This window comes from Janthinobacterium sp. TND4EL3 (assembly GCF_900156175.1).
Lineage (GTDB): Bacteria > Pseudomonadota > Gammaproteobacteria > Burkholderiales > Burkholderiaceae_D > Janthinobacterium.
Genome location: NZ_FTMV01000003.1, coordinates 133,623 through 151,488, shown reverse-complemented (window position 1 = coordinate 151,488; position 17,866 = coordinate 133,623). Strand labels below are relative to the sequence as shown.

The 17,866-nt window shown below is 66.4% G+C and carries 13 protein-coding genes; 5 read left to right on the top strand and 8 right to left on the bottom strand.

Annotation, left to right across the window (positions count from 1 at the left end; genetic code table 11):
* The first annotated feature begins 75 nt into the window (after positions 1 to 75).
* Positions 76 to 837 carry a DeoR/GlpR family DNA-binding transcription regulator gene (locus BXA07_RS06610; RefSeq protein ID WP_170909618.1) on the top strand — a complete coding sequence of 254 codons (762 nt, stop codon included), beginning with the start codon at positions 76 to 78 and terminating at the stop codon, positions 835 to 837.
* A gap of 111 nt (positions 838 to 948) precedes the next feature.
* On the opposite strand, the gene BXA07_RS30010 is transcribed toward BXA07_RS06610, so the two are convergent.
* Entirely contained in the window at positions 949 to 1,182 is a 234-nt protein-coding gene (locus tag BXA07_RS30010; protein ID WP_139335460.1) for a hypothetical protein, read from the bottom strand.
* A gap of 31 nt (positions 1,183 to 1,213) precedes the next feature.
* Between BXA07_RS30010 and BXA07_RS06605 the strand changes: the two genes are divergently transcribed.
* Entirely contained in the window at positions 1,214 to 1,717 is a 504-nt protein-coding gene (locus tag BXA07_RS06605) for a MarR family winged helix-turn-helix transcriptional regulator (protein WP_076566732.1), read from the top strand.
* 78 nt (positions 1,718 to 1,795) lie between these two features.
* Complete coding sequence (locus tag BXA07_RS06600) at positions 1,796 to 2,713, top strand: pyridoxal-phosphate dependent enzyme (protein ID WP_076566731.1); 918 nt, start codon at positions 1,796 to 1,798, stop codon at positions 2,711 to 2,713.
* Between the two features lie 3 nt (positions 2,714 to 2,716).
* Here BXA07_RS06600 and BXA07_RS06595 read toward each other — a convergent pair whose 3' ends face one another.
* The 7 genes from BXA07_RS06595 to BXA07_RS06565 all read right to left on the bottom strand — a co-directional run bounded on the left by BXA07_RS06595 (position 2,717) and on the right by BXA07_RS06565 (position 13,458).
* The gene (locus BXA07_RS06595) at positions 2,717 to 4,720 is read right to left on the bottom strand and encodes a diguanylate cyclase domain-containing protein (protein WP_139335459.1); all 2,004 of its coding nucleotides are present in this window, start codon (positions 4,718 to 4,720) and stop codon (positions 2,717 to 2,719) included.
* Positions 4,717 to 5,247 (bottom strand): adenylyl-sulfate kinase, encoded by a 531-nt coding sequence (gene cysC / locus BXA07_RS06590; protein ID WP_076566729.1) that lies wholly within the window; start codon positions 5,245 to 5,247, stop codon positions 4,717 to 4,719. The genes BXA07_RS06595 and cysC overlap by 4 nt, the downstream gene beginning before the upstream one ends.
* 62 nt (positions 5,248 to 5,309) lie before the next feature.
* Positions 5,310 to 7,979 (bottom strand): nitrate reductase, encoded by a 2,670-nt coding sequence (locus tag BXA07_RS06585; RefSeq protein WP_076566728.1) that lies wholly within the window; start codon positions 7,977 to 7,979, stop codon positions 5,310 to 5,312.
* Between the two features lie 22 nt (positions 7,980 to 8,001).
* A complete protein-coding gene (locus BXA07_RS06580) occupies positions 8,002 to 9,228 on the bottom strand; it encodes an NAD(P)/FAD-dependent oxidoreductase (protein WP_244556206.1) in 1,227 nt (408 codons plus the stop codon).
* Entirely contained in the window at positions 9,225 to 9,578 is a 354-nt protein-coding gene (gene nirD, locus BXA07_RS06575) for a nitrite reductase small subunit NirD (RefSeq protein ID WP_076566725.1), read from the bottom strand. Before nirD ends, BXA07_RS06580 begins: the two co-directional genes overlap by 4 nt.
* A gap of 12 nt (positions 9,579 to 9,590) precedes the next feature.
* Entirely contained in the window at positions 9,591 to 12,155 is a 2,565-nt protein-coding gene (gene nirB / locus BXA07_RS06570; RefSeq protein ID WP_076566723.1) for a nitrite reductase large subunit NirB, read from the bottom strand.
* Between the two features lie 10 nt (positions 12,156 to 12,165).
* Positions 12,166 to 13,458, bottom strand: coding sequence for an MFS transporter (locus tag BXA07_RS06565; RefSeq protein WP_076566722.1), 1,293 nt, complete (start codon positions 13,456 to 13,458; stop codon positions 12,166 to 12,168).
* A gap of 337 nt (positions 13,459 to 13,795) precedes the next feature.
* Here BXA07_RS06565 and BXA07_RS06560 point away from each other — a divergent pair, with 337 nt between their 5' ends.
* Positions 13,796 to 15,496: a CehA/McbA family metallohydrolase gene (locus tag BXA07_RS06560; RefSeq protein ID WP_076566720.1), complete on the top strand. Its 1,701-nt coding sequence runs from the start codon at positions 13,796 to 13,798 to the stop codon at positions 15,494 to 15,496.
* Between the two features lie 190 nt (positions 15,497 to 15,686).
* The gene (locus BXA07_RS06555; RefSeq protein WP_076566719.1) at positions 15,687 to 17,792 is read left to right on the top strand and encodes a prolyl oligopeptidase family serine peptidase; all 2,106 of its coding nucleotides are present in this window, start codon (positions 15,687 to 15,689) and stop codon (positions 17,790 to 17,792) included.
* Positions 17,793 to 17,866 lie beyond the last annotated feature (74 nt).

Here is a 17,866-nt window from a genome sequence, read left to right as displayed (position 1 = left end):
GCGAATCGATAGCAACATATTTTTATCACTATTTGTTCGTTTTTGTTCGTTTGTGATTTTTAAAGAGACTAGCCCATGATTTTGAATCCCCGCCAGCGGCGCCTGCTCGAAGTGGTGCGCCAGAAGGTCACGATGTCCGTCGAAGAGCTGGCGCAGCAGCTGGACGTGACGCCGCAAACCGTGCGCCGCGACGTCAAGCAGATGGAAGAAGCGCGCCTGCTGGCCCGCTATCACGGCGGCGTGGGCTTGCCCTCGTCCGTGGAAAACATCGATTACAGCCAGCGGCAAGTATTCAACAGCGACGCCAAGCGGCGCATCGCCGCCGCCGTCGCCGCGCAGGTGCCGCACGGCTGCTCGCTGCTGATCAATATCGGCACGACCACCGAGGAAGTGGCGCGCGCGCTGGGCCAGCACACGGGCTTGCACGTGGTGACGAACAACCTCAACGTGGCCGCCATCCTGGCCGACAATCCCGCCTGCGAAGTCATCGTGGCCGGCGGCGTGGTGCGCGGGCGCGACCGCGGCATCGTCGGCGAAGCCACCATCGACTTCATCCGCCAGTTCAAGGTCGACATCGGCATCATCGGCATTTCCAGCATCGACGAAGACGGCAGCCTGCGCGATTTCGACGCGCGCGAAGTCAAAGTGGCGCAAGCCATCATCGAGCAGTCGCGCGAAGTGTGGCTGGTGGCCGACCAGCACAAGTTCGGCCGCAAGGCCCTGGTGCGCCTGGCCGACCTGGCCCAGGTCGACATGCTGTTCACGGATGCGCCCGCCCCGCCGCGCTTTGCCCAGGTACTGCGCGAGGCGGGCGTGAAGGTGGTGGTGGCCGCCTGACCACGGGGAAACGGACGGCCAGCCGGGGCGGCCGGCGGACATGACAGTGGCGACTGTCGCGCGGGCAAGACGCGAATGGGGACGAACGCAGCGAAGGACGTGAAATATTTATCAATTCGGCAAAAATGCTGTTACCATTGATGCAACATGCGTTATTTTTTTAATCTTCCTGTCCAGCAATACGATTATTTGCTTGATATTAGTTTTTGTATATCCAGAGCAAGGAAATGAAGAAAAGTACCGAAGCTGCAAATGCTTTCCTGTTGAAACAGTGTTAAAACTACCATCAGCAAGCTGCGTCCCTAAACAAAACCACTCGACCGCAAGTGCGAAGGCCTTAACCATGCCGGCTGCATCGCCCAGTGAAGGAAAAGAAATGAGCCATAATTTTGAAGCGGCCGTCACGCCGCAAATCAGCCATCCCGGCGGCGTGCGCGTCAGCGAGCTGGAAGCGCACCTCGGCTACTGGCTGCGCTTCGTCTCCAACCACGTTTCCCACAGCTTCCAGAAAAAAGCCGAAGCCAACGGCGTGACGGTGTCCGAATGGGTGGTGCTGCGCGAAATGTTCCGCCTCGGCTGCACCTCGCCCACCGTGCTGGCCCAAGTGGCCGGCATGAGCAAGGGCGCCGTGTCGAAACTGATCGACCGCCTGGAAAGCAAGGGCATGGTCAGCAAATCCATCCTGCTGGCCGACCGCCGCCAGCACTCGATCGAACTGACCACGGAAGGCGAAGCGCTGGTGCCCGTGCTGGCCGAGATGGCCGACCAGAACGACGAGGAATTCTTCGGCCAGCTGCCGCGCCAGCTGCGCGACGACCTGCTCGAAGCGCTGAAGGAAGTGGCGCGCAGGCACCAGCTGAAGAGCGCCCCCTTGAATTGACGCGGGCCGGGCAACGGTGATGCGGCGGCGCGGGGGCTTCGGCTATGATGCTGGCCTGACTGTCTTCCAGGAAAACGCATGGCCCTGCACATCGAAACCCATCTGCTCAACTCGCGCGCGCTGAGCCTGCTCAGCGAGCGCGCCATCTGGCTCAAGCTGGAAGCCTTGCAGCCGCCCGGCTCGTTCAAGATCCGCGGCATCGGCCTCGCGTGCGAAGAATACGCGCGCCGTGGCGCCAGGCGCTTCATTTCCTCTTCCGGCGGCAATGCCGGCATCGCCGTCGCCTATGCCGGGCGCCAGCTGGGCATCCCCGTCGTCGTCGTCGTGCCGGAAACGACGAGCGAACGGGCCAGGGCCCTGATCGTGCAGGAAGGCGCCGAAGTGATCGTGCACGGCGCCGCCTGGCAGGAAGCGAACGCGCTGGCGCAAGCCATGCTCACGCCGCAGGACGCCTTTTTGCACCCGTTCGACGACCCGCTGCTGTGGCAGGGCCATGCCGGCATGATCGATGAAGTGGCCCGCGCGGGCGTCAAGCCGGACGCCGTCGTGCTGTCGGTGGGCGGCGGCGGCCTGCTGGCCGGCGTGGCCGAGGGCTTGCAGCGCAACGGCTGGGACGACGTGGCCCTGGTGGCCGTGGAAACCGAAGGCGCCGCTTCGCTGGCGGCCGCCGTGGCCGCGCGCGCACACGTGGCCCTGCCCGCCGTGAGCAGCATCGCCACCTCGCTGGCCGCGCGCCAGGTCTGCGCCCAGGCCTTCGCCATCAGCCAGGCGCGCCTGCTGCACAGCGTGGTGGTGTCTGACCGTGCCGCCGTCGACGCCTGCCGGCGGTTTATCGACGATCATCGGCTGGTGGTGGAACCGGCCTGCGGCGCGGCCCTGGCGGCCGTCTACGGCAAGGCGCCGCAACTGGCGCCCTACCGCAACGTGCTCGTCATCGTCTGCGGCGGCGTGACGGCCACCACGCAGCAGCTCGAGCACTGGAACGCCACGCTGTAGTCGCTACGGCGCCGCCTCGCGCAGCGCCACGCCATCGCGGCCCTGCCCCTTGGCGTCGTACAGGGCCTGGTCGGCCAGGTCCAGCAGCTGGGCCGGCGTCAGCGCCCCGTCGCGGAAGATGGCGATGCCGACGCTGGTCGTCACCGGCAGCGGGCCGCCGGCCAGCTCAAACGGCTGGCGGATGGCGCCGATGATCTTGGCGCCGATGTGGCGCACTTCAGCCGCGCTCTTCACGCCTTCGAAAACGATCACGAATTCATCGCCGGCCAGGCGTGCCACCAGGTCGCTGGCGCGCACGCTGCGCACCAGGCGCGCGGCGAATTCCTGGAGCACCGCGTCGCCCGCCTGGTGTCCCAGGCTGTCATTGATGGCCTTGAAGCGGTCGATATCGAGATAGGCCAGCGCCATCGGCGCGCGCGTGGCGCGCGTGCGCTGCATGCTTTGCGCCAGCTGCTCGTCGAAGCGGCGCCGGTTGGCGATGCCCGTCAGGATATCGGTGGCGGCGGCGAACTGCAGCGCCGTGTGCACGGCCTTGACCTTGGTGATTTCATGGATCAGGCCATACACGCCCTCCACCGTGCCGCTCTCGCCCACGTCGGGCACATAGCTGGTCTGGAAGGCGCGCCGCCCTGCGTCGCCCACGCCATCGACCGTAAATTCATATTCGACCTCCTCGCCCGCGAAGGCGCGCCGCAAATACTGTTCGCGCAGCTGGTAGGCTTCCTCGCCCAGCACGTCGCGTATCGACTGCATCAGGCTTTCCTGCTGCGACCTGCCGAACCATTTTTCAAACGTCGCATTGATGAACTGGTAGCGGTGCTCGCGGTCGATATAGACGATCACCACGGGGACGTGGTCCGTCAGCAGCTTCAGGCGCCGCTCGCTGTCGCGCGTCTGCGCCTCGGCGCTCTCGCGCTCGGCCACCAGCGAATAGAAATCGCGGCTCAAGTCGCCGATTTCGTCGCGCCGCTCGATCTGCAGCGCTTCGATGCCCAGGCGCTGGCGGCGGATTTCATGCACATGGTGGCGCAGGCGCGCCAGGGGCCGCAGCAGGCGCAGCACCACGCGCCAGCCGGCCAGGCCCGCCAGTGCCGCCAGCAGCACGGCAGCCAGCAGGATCTTGCTGCGGATGGCGTGCAGCGGCGCGAACGCGTCGCGCATGGGATACACGGACGCCAGTATCCAGCCCGTCGAGGCGATGCGGTGGTAGGCGAACAGCGCATCGACGCCGCGCGTGGTGGTGCCCGTCTGCCAGCCTTCGAAGCCCTGCAAGGCGCGCCGCGCGGGCTCGCTGAGGGGGCCATCGGCTTCGATATGCTGCATGATGCGCGACTTGTCGGGGTGTTCGACGATGACGCCGTCATTCGTCATGATGTACAGGTAGCCGCCCGCGCCGGGCTTGAGGGCGCCGAGGCGGCCCAGGAAATCGGGCTGGCGCAGGTTCACGCTCGCTGCCAGCACATAGCGCATGGCGCCCTGCGCATCGAACACGGGCTGCGTCACCACCACGATGGGCATGCCGGAAATGCTGCCGTTGAGCGGCGCGGAGATCACCGAGCGGCGGGTCGCCAGCGTCTGTTCGAAATACGGACGGCCTTTCAGGTTCAGCCCCGCCTGCGGCCTGAACGGGCTGACGCTGGCCAGCACCGCGCCATCGACGCCCACCACGCCGGCCGAGTAAAACTCCTTGGCCAGCACCGTCTGCGCGGCCAGGAAGCGCTGCAGGCCGGCGCCGTCGTGCGCGCCGCTCTGCGCCAGGCTGTCGGCGATGGCGCGCAGCACATTGCGCCTGGCGTCGAGTTCCTCGTCGATGAAGACGGCGGCGCCGGACAGCGACACGTACTGCTGCCGGCCCGTGACGTCGCGCATGCCCCGTTCGGCCACGGCCAGGGTGGCCAGCGCCAGCAGCGCCACGGCGCCCAGCACCAGCAGGAAGACGACCATGCTCATGCGCGCCTTCAGGCTGGCGGGCAAGCGCCGGCGCAATCGTTTGCGCCAGGTCGTCACGGCCGCTGCCGCAGGTGCCGGCAGATGCGCGCGACCGACTCGTCCAGCGCCAGGCTGCCCGCGTCCAGGGTCAGCGCGGCCGCCAACGGCGCTTCATACGGCGCGGAAACGCCCGTAAACTGCGCGATCTGCCCCGCGCGCGCCTTTTCGTACAGGCCCTTGGGATCGCGCGCCTCGCACACGGCCAGCGGCGTGCTGACGTGGACTTCGATGAAATGCGCGGCGCCGATGATGTCGGCGGCCATGGCCCGGTCGGCGCGGCTGGGAGAGATGAAGGCGGCGATGACGAGCAGGCCCGCGTCATTCATCAGGCGCGCCACTTCGGCCGTGCGGCGGATGTTTTCATGCCGGTCTTCGGGCGTGAAACCGAGATCGCGGTTCAGGCCATGGCGCAGCTGGTCGCCGTCGAGCACCGTCACGGCCTGGCCCTGGGCCTTGAGCGTTTGCGCCAGCGCAAGCGCAATGCTGGTCTTGCCGGCGCCGCTCAAGCCCGTCAGCCAGACCGTAGGGTGTTGTACTGCTGTCATCACACTGCCTCTCTGTTATAGAGCTGGCAATATAACAAAGCCGTGCCCGAAAGGACAGATTTTCAGGCCGCGCTGCGCGCCTCCAGCAGCAACTGTCGTATCTCGGGCACGCAGGAGCCGCAATTGCCGCCTGCCTTGACGCAAGCCGTCACCTGCGCCGTCGTCGTCAGCTTCTGCTCCACGATGGCGGCGCAGATGGTGTTGCGCCCCACGCCAAAGCACGAGCACACGGTGGGGCCGGCGTCCACGCCCTTGCCGATGGGCTGGCCCAGCAGCACGCCGGCGCGATCAAGCGCATCCATTTGCGCGTGCGCAAACAGGCTGGCCAGCCAGCTGCGCGACGGCAGGTCGGGACGGGGCGAGACATATACACATTGCGCGATGCGGCCCTCGTCCAGGTGCACGGCGCGGTACACGCCGGCGCTGGCGTCCGCGTAATCGAGCCAGTCGGCCTCGCCATCCGTCACGCCCAGCAGCGCACGCGCCCAGGCGCCGAGATCCTCGATGCGCTGGCGGCCCGCCAGTTCGTAGCGCAAAAACTGCTCGCCCTGCACGCGCGTCCAGTGCGCCACGCCGTCGAGAATCAAAGGCGTGCGGCTCAGGACAAACGCATGCCAGTGCACGCGGAACTGCTCGATGCGCACGGGCGTATGCTTGAATTCCGGTTCGCCCGAGACGGGGTCGACGACCGGGTTGACGACGGCGCCCACGCGCGCGTCGGACGCATTCGCGTCGCTCCAGTGGATGGGCACGAAGACCTGGCCGCGCGCGATGCCGCCGCCGTGCACGACGCGCGCCACCATCGCGCCCCAGGCGCTGGAGACGCGCGCCAGCTCGCCCTCGCGCACGCTGTACAGCAGCGCATCCTGCGGGTGGAGGTCGATGAAGGCTTCGGCGACGTGGCCCGACAATTTCGCCGCCTTGCCCGTGCGCGTCATCGTATGCCACTGGTCGCGCACCCTGCCCGTGTTCAGGATCAGCGGATAGTCTTCGTCGGGCGCGTTGCGCGGCGCGCGCGGCGCCGTCGGCACGAAGCGGGCGCGCCCGTCCGCATGGGCGAAACGGCCGTCGCCGAACAGCCGCGCCGGGCCCTGCGGCCACTGCTGCGGCGCCAGCGCGTCGTATTGCGCAGCATCAAGGCTGTCCAGTCCCGCCAGGCTGAACAGGCGCGCCGTTTCCGCCCTATTGCGGAAGGTGGACAGGCGCGCATGCTCGCTAAAAATGGCTTGCGGCGACGTGAAATCAAAGCCGGCATAGCCCATGCGGCGCGCCACGTCGCACAGCACGTCCCAGTCGGCGCGCGCCTCGCCCGGCGCCGGCAAGAACGCGCGCTGGCGCGAGATGCGCCGCTCCGAGTTCGTCACCGTGCCGTCCTTCTCGCCCCAGCCCAGCGCGGGCAGCAGCACGTCGGCATGCGCGTTCGTGTCCGACTGCGCGCTGATGTCCGACACCACCACCAGCTCGCACTTGTCCAGCGCGCGGCGCACCTGGTCGGCGTCCGGCATGCTGACCAGCGGGTTGGTGGCGATGATCCACACGGCCTTGACCTTGCCCGCTTCGATCGCGTGGAACAGGTCCACGGCCTTCAGGCCCGGCTTGTTCGCCATGCGGGGAGAGTCCCAGAAGGTTTGCACGGTGTCGCGGTGCAGCGGATTGTCCAGTTCCAGGTGCGCCGCCAGCATGTTGGCCAGGCCCCCTACTTCGCGCCCGCCCATGGCGTTCGGCTGGCCCGTGAGCGAAAACGGCCCCATGCCGGGCTGGCCGATGCGGCCCGTCGCCAGGTGGCAGTTGATGATGCTGTTGACCTTGTCCGTGCCGCAGGACGACTGGTTCACGCCCTGCGAAAAGGCGGTGACGACCTTGCGCGTGGCGGTAAAGGCCTGGTAAAACGCCAGCAGGGCGTGCGGATCGACCTTGCAGATGCGCGCCACCTGCAGCGGGTCGCCGCAATCCACGTGGGCGGCCGCCAGCGCCTCGTCCAGGCCACGGCTGTGCAGCGTGACGAAAGCGTCATCGACCACGCCTTCGCGCGCCAGGTGGCACAGCAAACCGTTGAACAGCCACACGTCCGTGCCCGGTTTCACGGGCAGGTGCAGGTCGGCCAGCTCGCAGGTGGCCGTGCGGCGCGGGTCGATCACCACCAGTTTCATCTCCGGCCGGGTTTCCTTGATGCGGGCGATGCGCTGGAACAGGATCGGATGGCACCAGGCCGTGTTCGAGCCCACCAGCACGATCATGTCGGCCAGTTCCAGGTCTTCATAGCAGCCGGGCACGATGTCTTCGCCGAACGCGCGCTTGTGCCCCGCGACGGCCGAGGACATGCACAGGCGCGAATTGGTGTCGATGTTCGCGCTGCCCACGTAGCCCTTCATGAATTTATTGGCGATGTAATAGTCTTCCGTCAGCAGCTGGCCCGACACGTACAGGGCGACGGCGTCCGGCCCGTGCTCGGCCATGATGGCGCGCAGGCCGCCGGCCACCTGGTCCAGCGCGGCATCCCAGGAAGCGCGCCGCAGCACGCCGTCCACGCGCACCTGCGGGTAGAGCAGGCGCTGGTCCAGGTCCAGGGTGTCGCCCAGGGCCGAGCCTTTCACGCACAGGCGCCCCAGGTTGGCCGGGTGGCTGGCGTCGCCGGCGATGCGGATGGCGCCGTCGGGCAGGCGTGTCGCTTCCACGCCGCAGCCGACGCCGCAGTAGGGGCAAGTGGTTTTCACGGGCGTGCAGCTGGTCATGAAAGTGTCCTGTCGGTCGCGGTCAGGCGGCCTGGCCGCACAGGGCCTGGCCGAACAATAAATGGGAACGCAGCTGGCTGATGTCGCGGCGCTGCTGGATCAGGTCGAAATACCAGGGGCCGTCCTGTACGTCGCCATACAGCACGGCGCCGGCCAGGCGGCTGCCCTGCACCACCAGGCGCTTGTAGATGCCGCGGCGCGGGTCGCGCAGCACCAGGTCTTCGCTGCCCTCGCCGCCGAGGATGTCGCCGGCCGAATACAGGTCGATGCCCGTCACTTTCAGTTTGGTGGCGCTGGCCTGCTGCACGTAGCGGCGGTGTCCTGCGCCGGCCAGGTGCGCGCCGCACACGCGCGCCTGTTCCCAGATGGGCGCGACCAGGCCGAAGGTGGCGCGCCGGTGCTGCACGCATTCGCCCACGGCGTACACGCGCGGGTCGTAGCTTTGCAGGCAGTCGTCGACGACGATGGCCCGCTCGCAGTGCAGGCCGGCCGCTTGCGCCAGCGCAATGTTCGGGCGCACGCCGGCCGTCATCACCACCAGGTCGGCGGGGATCGACGTACCATCGGCAAAGCGGACTCCCTGCACGCGGCCGGTGCCGAGGATTTCCGCCGTTTGCGCCTGCATCAAAAACCGCAGGCCGCGCGCTTCCAGCGCCGTTTTCAGCAGCATCGACGCGGGTGCGTCCAGCTGCTGGTTCATCAGGGCGCCGCTCATGTGCACCACCGTCACGTCCATGCCCTGGCGCTGCAGGCCGTTGGCCGCCTCCAGCCCCAGCAGGCCGCCGCCGATGACGACCGCGTGGCGGTGCTTGCGCGCCGCCCGCAGCATGGTGTCGACGTCGTCGATGTCGCGAAAACCGATCACGCCGGGCAGTTCATGGCCGGGCACGGGCACGATGAAGGGCGTGGAACCGGTGGCCAGCAGCAGGCGGTCATAGCGCACCTCGATGCCGGACAGCGCCTGCACCGTGCGCGCCTGGCGGTCGATGCGCACCACGGGGTCGCCCGCGTGCAGGGTGATGCTGTTGTGCGCATACCAGTCGCGCGTGTGCAGCATGATGTCGGCCACCGTCTTGTCGCCGGCCAGCAGGGGCGACAGCAAAATGCGGTTGTAGTTGCCGTGCGGCTCGGCGCCGAAGACGGTGATGTCGTACAGGTCCGGGGCCATTGTCAGCAATTCCTCGACCGTGCGCATGCCGGCCATGCCGTTGCCGACCACGACTAAAGACGGCCGTGCGGCGGTGTTCACAGGGCCACCCATACCATGCCGCCAAACACGCGCGCCGGCCAGGCGGCCACCGAGTGTTCAGGCGCTTCGATGCACTCGCCGCTGGCCAGGTCGAAATGCTGCTTGTAGATGGGCGACGCCACGACGACGCGCTGGCCGATGCTGCCCACCAGCCCGCGCGAGAGCACGGACGCGCCCGCGTTCGGGTCGACATTGTCGATGGCGTACACGCGCGGCGCGGCATCGCCGACGCGGAACACGGCCACGTGTCGCCCGTGCAGCAGCGCGCACACGCCCGTATCGGGCACGATGTCGGTCAGGGGGCAGATGGCGACCCAGTCATCGGCGCTGGCGCTGTTCAATTCATTCATCGCATTCATGGCTCACGCCTCCACGGCAAGGATGGGAATCACGGTACTGCGGCGTTCAAGGGGCGTGGCGGGCCGGATCTGGCCACGCTCTTCCACGAACACGACGTTTTCATCGTTTTTTTCGCTGTTGACGAAATGGCGGAAACGCTGGCGCACGGCGGGGTCGGTGACGGCAGCCTGCCACTCGCAGGCATAGGTGTCGACCACGTGCTGCATGTCCGCCTCCAGCTCGGCGCCCAGGCCCAGGCTGTCGTCGACGATGACGCGCTTGAGGTAATCGAGGCCCCCTTCGAGGTTGTCGCGCCACACGCTGGTGCGCTGCAGGCGGTCGGCCGTGCGCACGTAGAACATCAAAAAGCGGTCGACATAGCGCACCAGGGTCGCTTCATCGAGATCGGCCGCCAGCAGTTCCGCGTGGCGCGGCTTCATGCCGCCATTGCCGCACACGTACAGATTCCAGCCCTTTTCCGTGGCGATCAGGCCGATGTCCTTGCCCTGCGCCTCGGCGCATTCGCGCGTGCAGCCGGAGACGCCGAACTTGATCTTGTGCGGCGTGCGCAAGCCCTTGTAGCGGTTTTCCAGCTGGATCGCAAAGCCCACGCTGTCGGCCACGCCGTAGCGGCACCAGGTGGAGCCGACGCAGGATTTGACCGTGCGCAAGGATTTGCCGTAGGCGTGGCCCGATTCGAAGCCGGCCGCGATCAGCTCTTCCCAGATGGCCGGCAACTGGTCCACGCGGGCGCCGAACAGGTCGACGCGCTGGCCGCCCGTGATCTTCGTATAGAGACCGTATTTTTTCGCCACCATGCCCACAGCGATCAAGCCATCGGCCGTCACTTCGCCGCCCGGCATGCGCGGCACGACGGAATACGTGCCATCCTTCTGGATATTACCGAGAAAATAATCGTTACTGTCCTGCAGGCTGGCGTGCACGGGCGACAGCACGAAATCGTTCCAGCAAGACGCCAGGATATTCGCCGCCACGGGCTTGCACACGTCGCAACCGAGGCCCTGGCCATGCGCGCCCAAGAGTTCGCCGAAGCTGCGGATCTTGCCGACCCGCACCAGGTGATGCAATTCCTGGCGCGAGTAGGCAAAGTGTTCGCACACGTGGTTGTTCACGGCCATGCCCTGCTTCCGCATTTCCGCCTTCATGATCTGCGTCACCAGCGGCACGCAGCCGCCGCAGGCCGTGCCGGCTTTCGTGCAGGATTTTAATGCGCCGATGGTGGTGGCGCCATCGGCGACGGCCGCGCACAGCGCGCCTTTCGACACGTCGTTGCACGAGCAGATCTGCGCCGCCTCGGGCAAGGCGTCCACGCCCAGTCCCGCCTTTTGCTGGCCGTCCGCCTGCGGCAGGATGAGGAATTCGGGGAACTCAGGCAGCTCGATCTTGTTGAGCATCATCTGCAAGAGCGTGCCGTATTCGCTGGCGTCGCCCACCATCACGCCGCCCAAGAGATACTTGCCGCAATCGGAAACGACGATCTTCTTGTAGATCTGCTTGCGCTCGTCCATGAACTGGTAGGAGCGGCTGCCCGGCGCATTGCCGTGCGGGTCGCCCAGGCTGGCCACGTCCACGCCCATCAGTTTGAGCTTGGTGCTCATGTCGGCGCCCTTGAACGCGGCTTCGCCCGCTTCTCCTTCTTCCTTCTGCAACAGGTGGCGGGCAGCGATGCGCGCCATCTCGTAGCCGGGCGCGACCAGGCCGAAGACCAGGCCGCCCCACAGCGCGCATTCGCCGATCGCGTAGATGTCCGTGTCGGAGGTGACGCAGCGGTCGTCGATGGCGATGCCGCCGCGCGGCCCCACGTCCAGGCCGCAGGCGCGCGCCAGCTCGTCGCGCGGGCGGATGCCGGCCGAGAAGACGATCATGTCCGCTTCAAGGTGGCTGCCGTCGGCGAACTGCATGCGGTGCGTGGCAGTTTCGCCGTCAACGATGGCCAGCGTGTTCTTTTGCGTGTGCACGGTCACGCCCAGTTCCTCGATCTTGCGGCGCAGGACGCGCGCGCCGCCCTCGTCCACCTGCACGGCCATCAGGCGCGGCGCGAATTCCACCACGTGGGTGTCGAGCTGCAAATCGCGCAAGGCCTTCGCGCATTCGAGGCCCAGCAGCCCGCCGCCGATGACCACACCCGTTTTCGACTTGGCGCCCCAGGCCAGCATGGCTTCCAGGTCTTCGATGGTGCGGTAGACGAAGCAGCCGTCCCTCTCCTTGCCCGGCAGCGGCGGCACGAACGGCGTGGAGCCGGTGGCAAACACGAGTTTGTCGTAGCTCAAGACTTCGCCCGTGCTGGCCGTGACGGTCTTCGCCGCGCGGTCGATGGACACGGCGCGCGCATTGAGTTTCAACACGACGTTGTCCTTGTCGAAGAAGCCGGGCGTCACCAAGGAGAGGTCATCGGCCGACTTGCCGCTGAAAAATTCGGACAGGTGTACGCGGTCGTAGGCGGGGCGCGGCTCTTCGCACAAGACGCTGACGTGCAGGTGCGGCGCGTTTTCCAGGGCCAGGCGTTCGAGGAATTTATGCCCGACCATGCCATGGCCGAGGACGACGATCTTCAGGGGGTGGGTCATTGCTCGCTCCTCAGGCCGCGGCCATGCTTGGTTCGGCCGCCAGCCCCGTGAAACGGGCGGCGATGGCGCACAGGGCCGAGATCACCACCAGCGCGCTGAGGATGATCAAGGTCTGGCGGATGTCGCCCGTGCCCTTCATCAGGAAACCGGCCGCCACGGCGCCCACGTTGCCGCCAGCGCCGATGATGCCGGCCACGCCGCCGAGAGCCTTGCTGTCGATGAAGGGCACCAGCGCGTAGGTGGCGCCGCAAGCCATGTGGGTGAACAGGCCGAAGACCAGCATGGCGATGACGGCCCAGGTGACGCTGTCGACCTTGGCAAACCACAGCAAGCCCACGCCTTCGCCTATCATCAGCATGAACAGCAGGGTCACGCGGCTGTTCAGGTTGCCGCGCAGGGCCAATTTATCCGACAGCCAGCCGCCCAAAGCGCGGGCAAACAGGGCCAGCAGGCCGAAGCTGCCGGCGGCCAGGCCGGCCGATTTCAGCGACAGGCCGAAATGGTCGACGTAGTAGACGGCGGCGATGTTGTGGATGAAGATTTCGATGCCGAAGCAGGCGCCGTAGGTAACGAACAGCAGCCACACGCGATAATTGCTGCTGGCAGCCTTGAAGCTGGCCCAGCCACCCTTTTTTCCTTCGATGGCCACGCCGGCGGCGCGCAAATCCGAGTAATTACCTTCCGGGCAATCCTGCGTATAGCGCCAGTACAGGGCCGCCATCACCAGCATCAAGACGCCCGGCACCAGCAGCGCGATGCGCCAGCCCAGCGATTCGGACACGCCCAGCATCAGCACGGCACCGAGCAGCAGCGGCATCAGCGCCTGCGCGGCGCCGCCGCCCGCATTGCCCCAGCCGGCGGCGGCCGCATTCGCCGTGCCGACGACACGCGGAGCGAACATCACGGACGTGTGATATTGCGTAATGACAAAGCTGGCGCCGACGGCGCCGATGCCCAGGCGGAAGAAGAGGAAGCTTTCATAGCTTTGCGAGGCGGCCACGCCCAGCACGGGGATGGCGCCCAGCAGCAGCAAGCCCGTGTACGTCTTGCGGGGGCCGTAGCGGTCGCACAAGGGGCCGACGATCAGGCGCACGAGGATGGTGATGGCGACGGCCGCGATATTGATGTTCGCCACTTGCGCCAGGGAAAGACCAAATTCGCCCTTGATGACCGGCATGAGCGGGGCGCAGGCGAACCAGGCGAAGAAACACACGAAAAATGCCATCCACGTGAGATGGAATGCCCGCATGGGCGGCGTGGCGAGGGAGAAGAGCGCGATGCTTGTTGCTTTTTGGCTGGCCATGATGGTTTCCCGAAGTATCCCGAAAATAACAAAGATGCAAACAAAAACGGCGCCCGCCCACGCCGATGAAAAAAATCAGCCAGAGCGGACGCCGTTGTCCAGGTGGTCCGTCGTTGGACCGTTGTGTGTTTATTCAGGGGATCGCCGTTGATCCGTATCTCCTGTTTAGCAAGCGCCGTGCCAGCGCCGCCTCAGGGGGCCGCCCGCCTGATTGCACGCACTTTGCGCCAGATCATGGCCAATCGCGGTGCAGGCGCGCCTCTTCTTGGTGCGTCGCGGAACTCGGACATGGCGAGAATTGTCTAACTGATATCAAATTCAGAAAGCGGAGGCTGCCATGGTCGGGCAACTGCGGCAAGTGCCGCCACGCGTGGCGCGGACGCTGGCCTGCGCCTGCGTGGGGGCGCTGTTGATCGGCTGGTGCAATAGTGCTGCAGCGCAAGATGGTTCGCCCGCGCCCCGCGAGCACAGCGAACTGGACGCGACCGTGTTCGCGCCGTTCCATGCCGCGCGCGGCGAACGGCTCGCGCAGGCGCGCACATTTGTCGTGCGGCTCAGCTACCCGGACGAAGGCCGCCCCCATGCCGTGCGCTGGACCCTGACCCTGTCCGGCCCCGGCCCGCAAGGGGCCGTGCTGCGGCGCTGGTCGGGCACGGAACAGGTCGATGCGGGCGGCAAGAGCGTGCGCTTGCCCTGGGATGGCCGCGCCGATGCCGATGCGCGCGCACGGCGCATGCCGGCGCCGGACGGCGTGTACGAACTGCGCCTGCTGGCCGTGGCCGATGCCGGCACGTCCCGCGAAGCGGCCGTGGAACAAGCGTGGCCCATCGCCGTCAACCGGGCCGGCGCCGCGCCGCCGCCGGTGCCGGCATTCCACGCGGGCTTGCTGCGCCTCGATGGCGCACCCGCCTACCGCATCGTCTATGCCAACCTGCACAGCCAGACGCGCCACAGCGACGGCGGCGCCCCGCTCGACGCCTGCCATGGCGCGCAGGAGCCGCAAACGGCGCCGTTCGGCCCCATCGATGCCTATCAATATGCGCAGGATCACGGCCTGGACGCCCTGCTGACGTCCGAGCACAACCATATGTATGACGGCTCGGACGGAACAAACCCCGCAGCCACGCCTGCCGAAGCGAAGGCCCTGTACCAGACGGGGCTGGCCGAAGCGGCCGCCTATACAAACGCCCACCCCGGTTTCCTGGCCCTGTACGGCATGGAATGGGGCGTCATCAACAAGGGCGGCCATTTGAACATCTTCAATAGCGAGCAGTTGCTGGGCTGGGAAAGGAATGCCCAGGGCGAGCTGCTGGCCGACGTGGAAACACCGAAAAGCGACTACGCCGCCCTGTATGCGCTGATGCGCGCAAGGGGCTGGATAGGCCAGTTCAACCACCCGGCGCAAACGGGCCAGTTTCTCGTCGATGGCCAGCCCCTCGGCTACACGCAGGATGGCGACACGGCCATGGTGCTGTGCGAAGTGATGAACACGTCCGCCTTTTCCACCAACGACGAGGAAAAGGAAACGCGGCGCAGCAATTACGAGGCGGCCTGCAACCGGGCGCTGGCGGCCGGCTACCACGTGGCCTTCAGCAGCAACCAGGACAACCACTGCGCCAACTGGGGCGCGTCGTACGGCAACCGCACGGCCGTGCTGGTGGCCAGCCCGGCCGCCGGCATGCCCGTGTCACGCGACAGTTTCCTCGAAGCGCTGCGCGCGCGCCGCGTGTTTGCCACCATGGACAAGCACGCGCAACTGCTGTTGACGGCCAATGGCAGGCTGATGGGCGAGCGCTTCGACAACCACGGGCCGCTGCAGCTGTCCACCCATTTCAGCAACAGCGCCGGACGGCAAGCGGCCGCCGTCGCCATCTTCCACGGCGTGCCGGGCGGCAATGGCTCCGTCACGGCCCTGTCCGACCAGGCCGCGATCACCGTCACGCCCGCGCCCGGCCCGCACTTTTATTATGCGCGCCTGACGCAGGACGATGGCAACATCGTCTGGTCGGCGCCCGTGTGGGTCAATCAGCTGCCTTGAGGAGGCCGCCTCGCCTGTATCGCACCGCAGATTCTACGGCCCTGATCTTTTCCAGCAAACAATATTGGAAAAGTAACTATTTTTTCGGGTAGCCGTCCATAGACACTGGTTCCTCACAGCAATCCATGGCACCATGGCTGCGCCGTTTTGCCTGCAACGCGGCCTCCACCGGACCAACCAGGAACCTTACATGTCGTCATATCGCACTCTCGCCGGCAGCATGCTGCTCGGCCTGGCCGCAGCGGGCATCGCCCACGCGCAAGCCCCCGCCCCTGCCGCCGCCAACACCGATCCCCACCTGTGGCTGGAAGAAGTCCTCGGCGACAAGCCGCTGGCCTGGGTCAAGCAGCACAATGCCGTCACCACCAAAGAGCTGGAAGCCCGGCCCGGCTTCACGGCCCTGCAGGCGCGCCTGAAAACCATCCTCAACTCGAAGGAACGCATTCCCTACGTCAGCAAGGAAGGCGAGTACTACTACAATTTCTGGCGCGACGCCCAGCACGTGCGCGGCATCTGGCGCCGCACCACCCTGGCGCAGTACCGGCTGGCGGAACCGACCTGGGAAACCGTGATCGACCTCGACCAGCTGGCCGCCGGCGAGAACGAAAACTGGGTCTGGGGCGGCGCCTCCTGCCTATATCCGAAGGGCGAACGCTGCCTCATTTCCCTGTCGCGCGGCGGCGGCGACGCCAAGGTCGTGCGCGAGTACGACGTGGCGACACGCGCGTTTGTCGACGGCGGCTTCACCCTGCCCGAAGCGAAGGGCAGCGCCAGCTGGATCGACGCCGATACCCTCTTCGTGTCCACCGATTTCGGCCCCGGCTCGATGACCAGCTCGGGCTACCCGCGCATCATCAAACAGTGGCAGCGCGGCACGCCGCTGGCGCAGGCGCACACCTTGTATGAAGCCAAACCCGACGACCTGAGCGCGGGCGCCTACAAGGACTTCACGCCCGGCTACGAGCATCAGTTCGTCGAGCGGCAAATCGATTTCTACAGCGGCGAAATGTTCCTGCGCGACGGTACGGAACTCAAAAAGGTGCCGAAGCCGGACGACGCCACGGCCTTCACCGTGCGCGACCAGCTGATCATTACCCTGCGCTCGGACTGGAAAGTGAACGGCAAGACCTATCCGCAGGGCGCGCTGCTGGCCACCGACTTCAAGGCCTTCATGCAGGGCGGGCAGGCGCTGGAGGTGCTGTTCGCCCCTACTGCCACCTCGTCGCTGGACAATGTCACGCCAACGAAGTCGGCCATCCTGCTGACGACCCTGGACAAGGTCAAGAACCGCCTGACGGAACTGCGCCACGTGGACGGCAAGTGGCAGCGCCGCAGCGTCGACGCGCCGAAACTGGGCACCCTGGCCGCCAGCGCGCTCGATCCGGTCGACTCGGACCAGTACTTCCTCACGGTGACCGACTTCCTCAACCCGACCACACTGTACCTGGGCGCGGCGGGCAGCGACCAGCGCACGAAAATCAAGTCGCTGCCGGCCTTTTACGACGCCACGCCATACAAGGTGGAACAATTCGAATCGACGTCGAAGGACGGCACCAAGGTACCCTACTTCGCCATCATGAACAAGAAGACGAAGCTGGACGGCCGCAACCCCACGGTGCTGTATGGCTATGGCGGCTTCGAAGTGTCGCTGAAACCAAGCTACAGCGGCACCACGGGCGTGGCGTGGCTGGAAAAGGGCGGCGTGTATGTGCTGGCCAATATCCGCGGCGGCGGCGAATTCGGCCCCCGCTGGCACCAGGCGGCGCTGAAGGAAAACCGCCAGCGCGCGTATGACGACTTCATCTCCGTGGCGCAGGACTTGATCAAGCGCAAAGTCACCAGTCCGCGCCACCTGGGCATCATGGGCGGCAGCAATGGCGGCCTGCTGACGGGCGCCGTGCTGGTGCAGCGTCCCGATTTGTTCAACGCCGTCGTCAGCCAGGTGCCGCTGCTCGACATGCGCCGCTATAACAAGATGCTGGCGGGCGCCTCGTGGATGGGAGAGTACGGCGACCCGGACGTGCCGGAACAATGGGCCTACATCAGCAAGTACTCGCCGTACCACAACGTCTTCAAGGACAAGAAATATCCGCGCGTGCTGTTGACCACCTCGACGCGCGACGACCGGGTCCACCCCGGCCATGCGCGCAAGATGGTGGCGAAGATGGAAGAGCAAGGCCACGACGTGCTGTACTGGGAAAACACGGAAGGCGGCCACGCGGGCGCCGCCAACAACGACCAGCAGGCGCTGATGTGGGCGCTGACCTACACCTTCCTGCACGAGCAACTGAAGTAAGGAAGTTGCAGCAGAAGTTGCAGTAATCGGGGGCCTGATGGGCCTTGCGCAAGCAGGAACGCCTGCGCCGGAGA

Bases quoted from the DNA above. Each gene is read 5' to 3' on its own strand.
- BXA07_RS06565 (WP_076566722.1), bottom strand. From the start codon at position 13,458: ATGGCCAGCCAAAAAGCAACAAGCATCGCGCTCTTCTCCCTCGCCACG.
- BXA07_RS06600 (WP_076566731.1), top strand. From the start codon at position 1,796: ATGGCCCTGCACATCGAAACCCATCTGCTCAACTCGCGCGCGCTGAGC.
- cysC (WP_076566729.1), bottom strand. From the start codon at position 5,247: ATGACAGCAGTACAACACCCTACGGTCTGGCTGACGGGCTTGAGCGGC.
- BXA07_RS06585 (WP_076566728.1), bottom strand. From the start codon at position 7,979: ATGACCAGCTGCACGCCCGTGAAAACCACTTGCCCCTACTGCGGCGTC.
- BXA07_RS06560 (WP_076566720.1), top strand. From the start codon at position 13,796: ATGGTCGGGCAACTGCGGCAAGTGCCGCCACGCGTGGCGCGGACGCTG.
- BXA07_RS06610 (WP_170909618.1), top strand. From the start codon at position 76: ATGATTTTGAATCCCCGCCAGCGGCGCCTGCTCGAAGTGGTGCGCCAG.
- BXA07_RS06555 (WP_076566719.1), top strand. From the start codon at position 15,687: ATGTCGTCATATCGCACTCTCGCCGGCAGCATGCTGCTCGGCCTGGCC.
- nirD (WP_076566725.1), bottom strand. From the start codon at position 9,578: ATGAATGAATTGAACAGCGCCAGCGCCGATGACTGGGTCGCCATCTGC.
- BXA07_RS30010 (WP_139335460.1), bottom strand. From the start codon at position 1,182: ATGGTTAAGGCCTTCGCACTTGCGGTCGAGTGGTTTTGTTTAGGGACG.
- BXA07_RS06605 (WP_076566732.1), top strand. From the start codon at position 1,214: ATGAGCCATAATTTTGAAGCGGCCGTCACGCCGCAAATCAGCCATCCC.
- nirB (WP_076566723.1), bottom strand. From the start codon at position 12,155: ATGACCCACCCCCTGAAGATCGTCGTCCTCGGCCATGGCATGGTCGGG.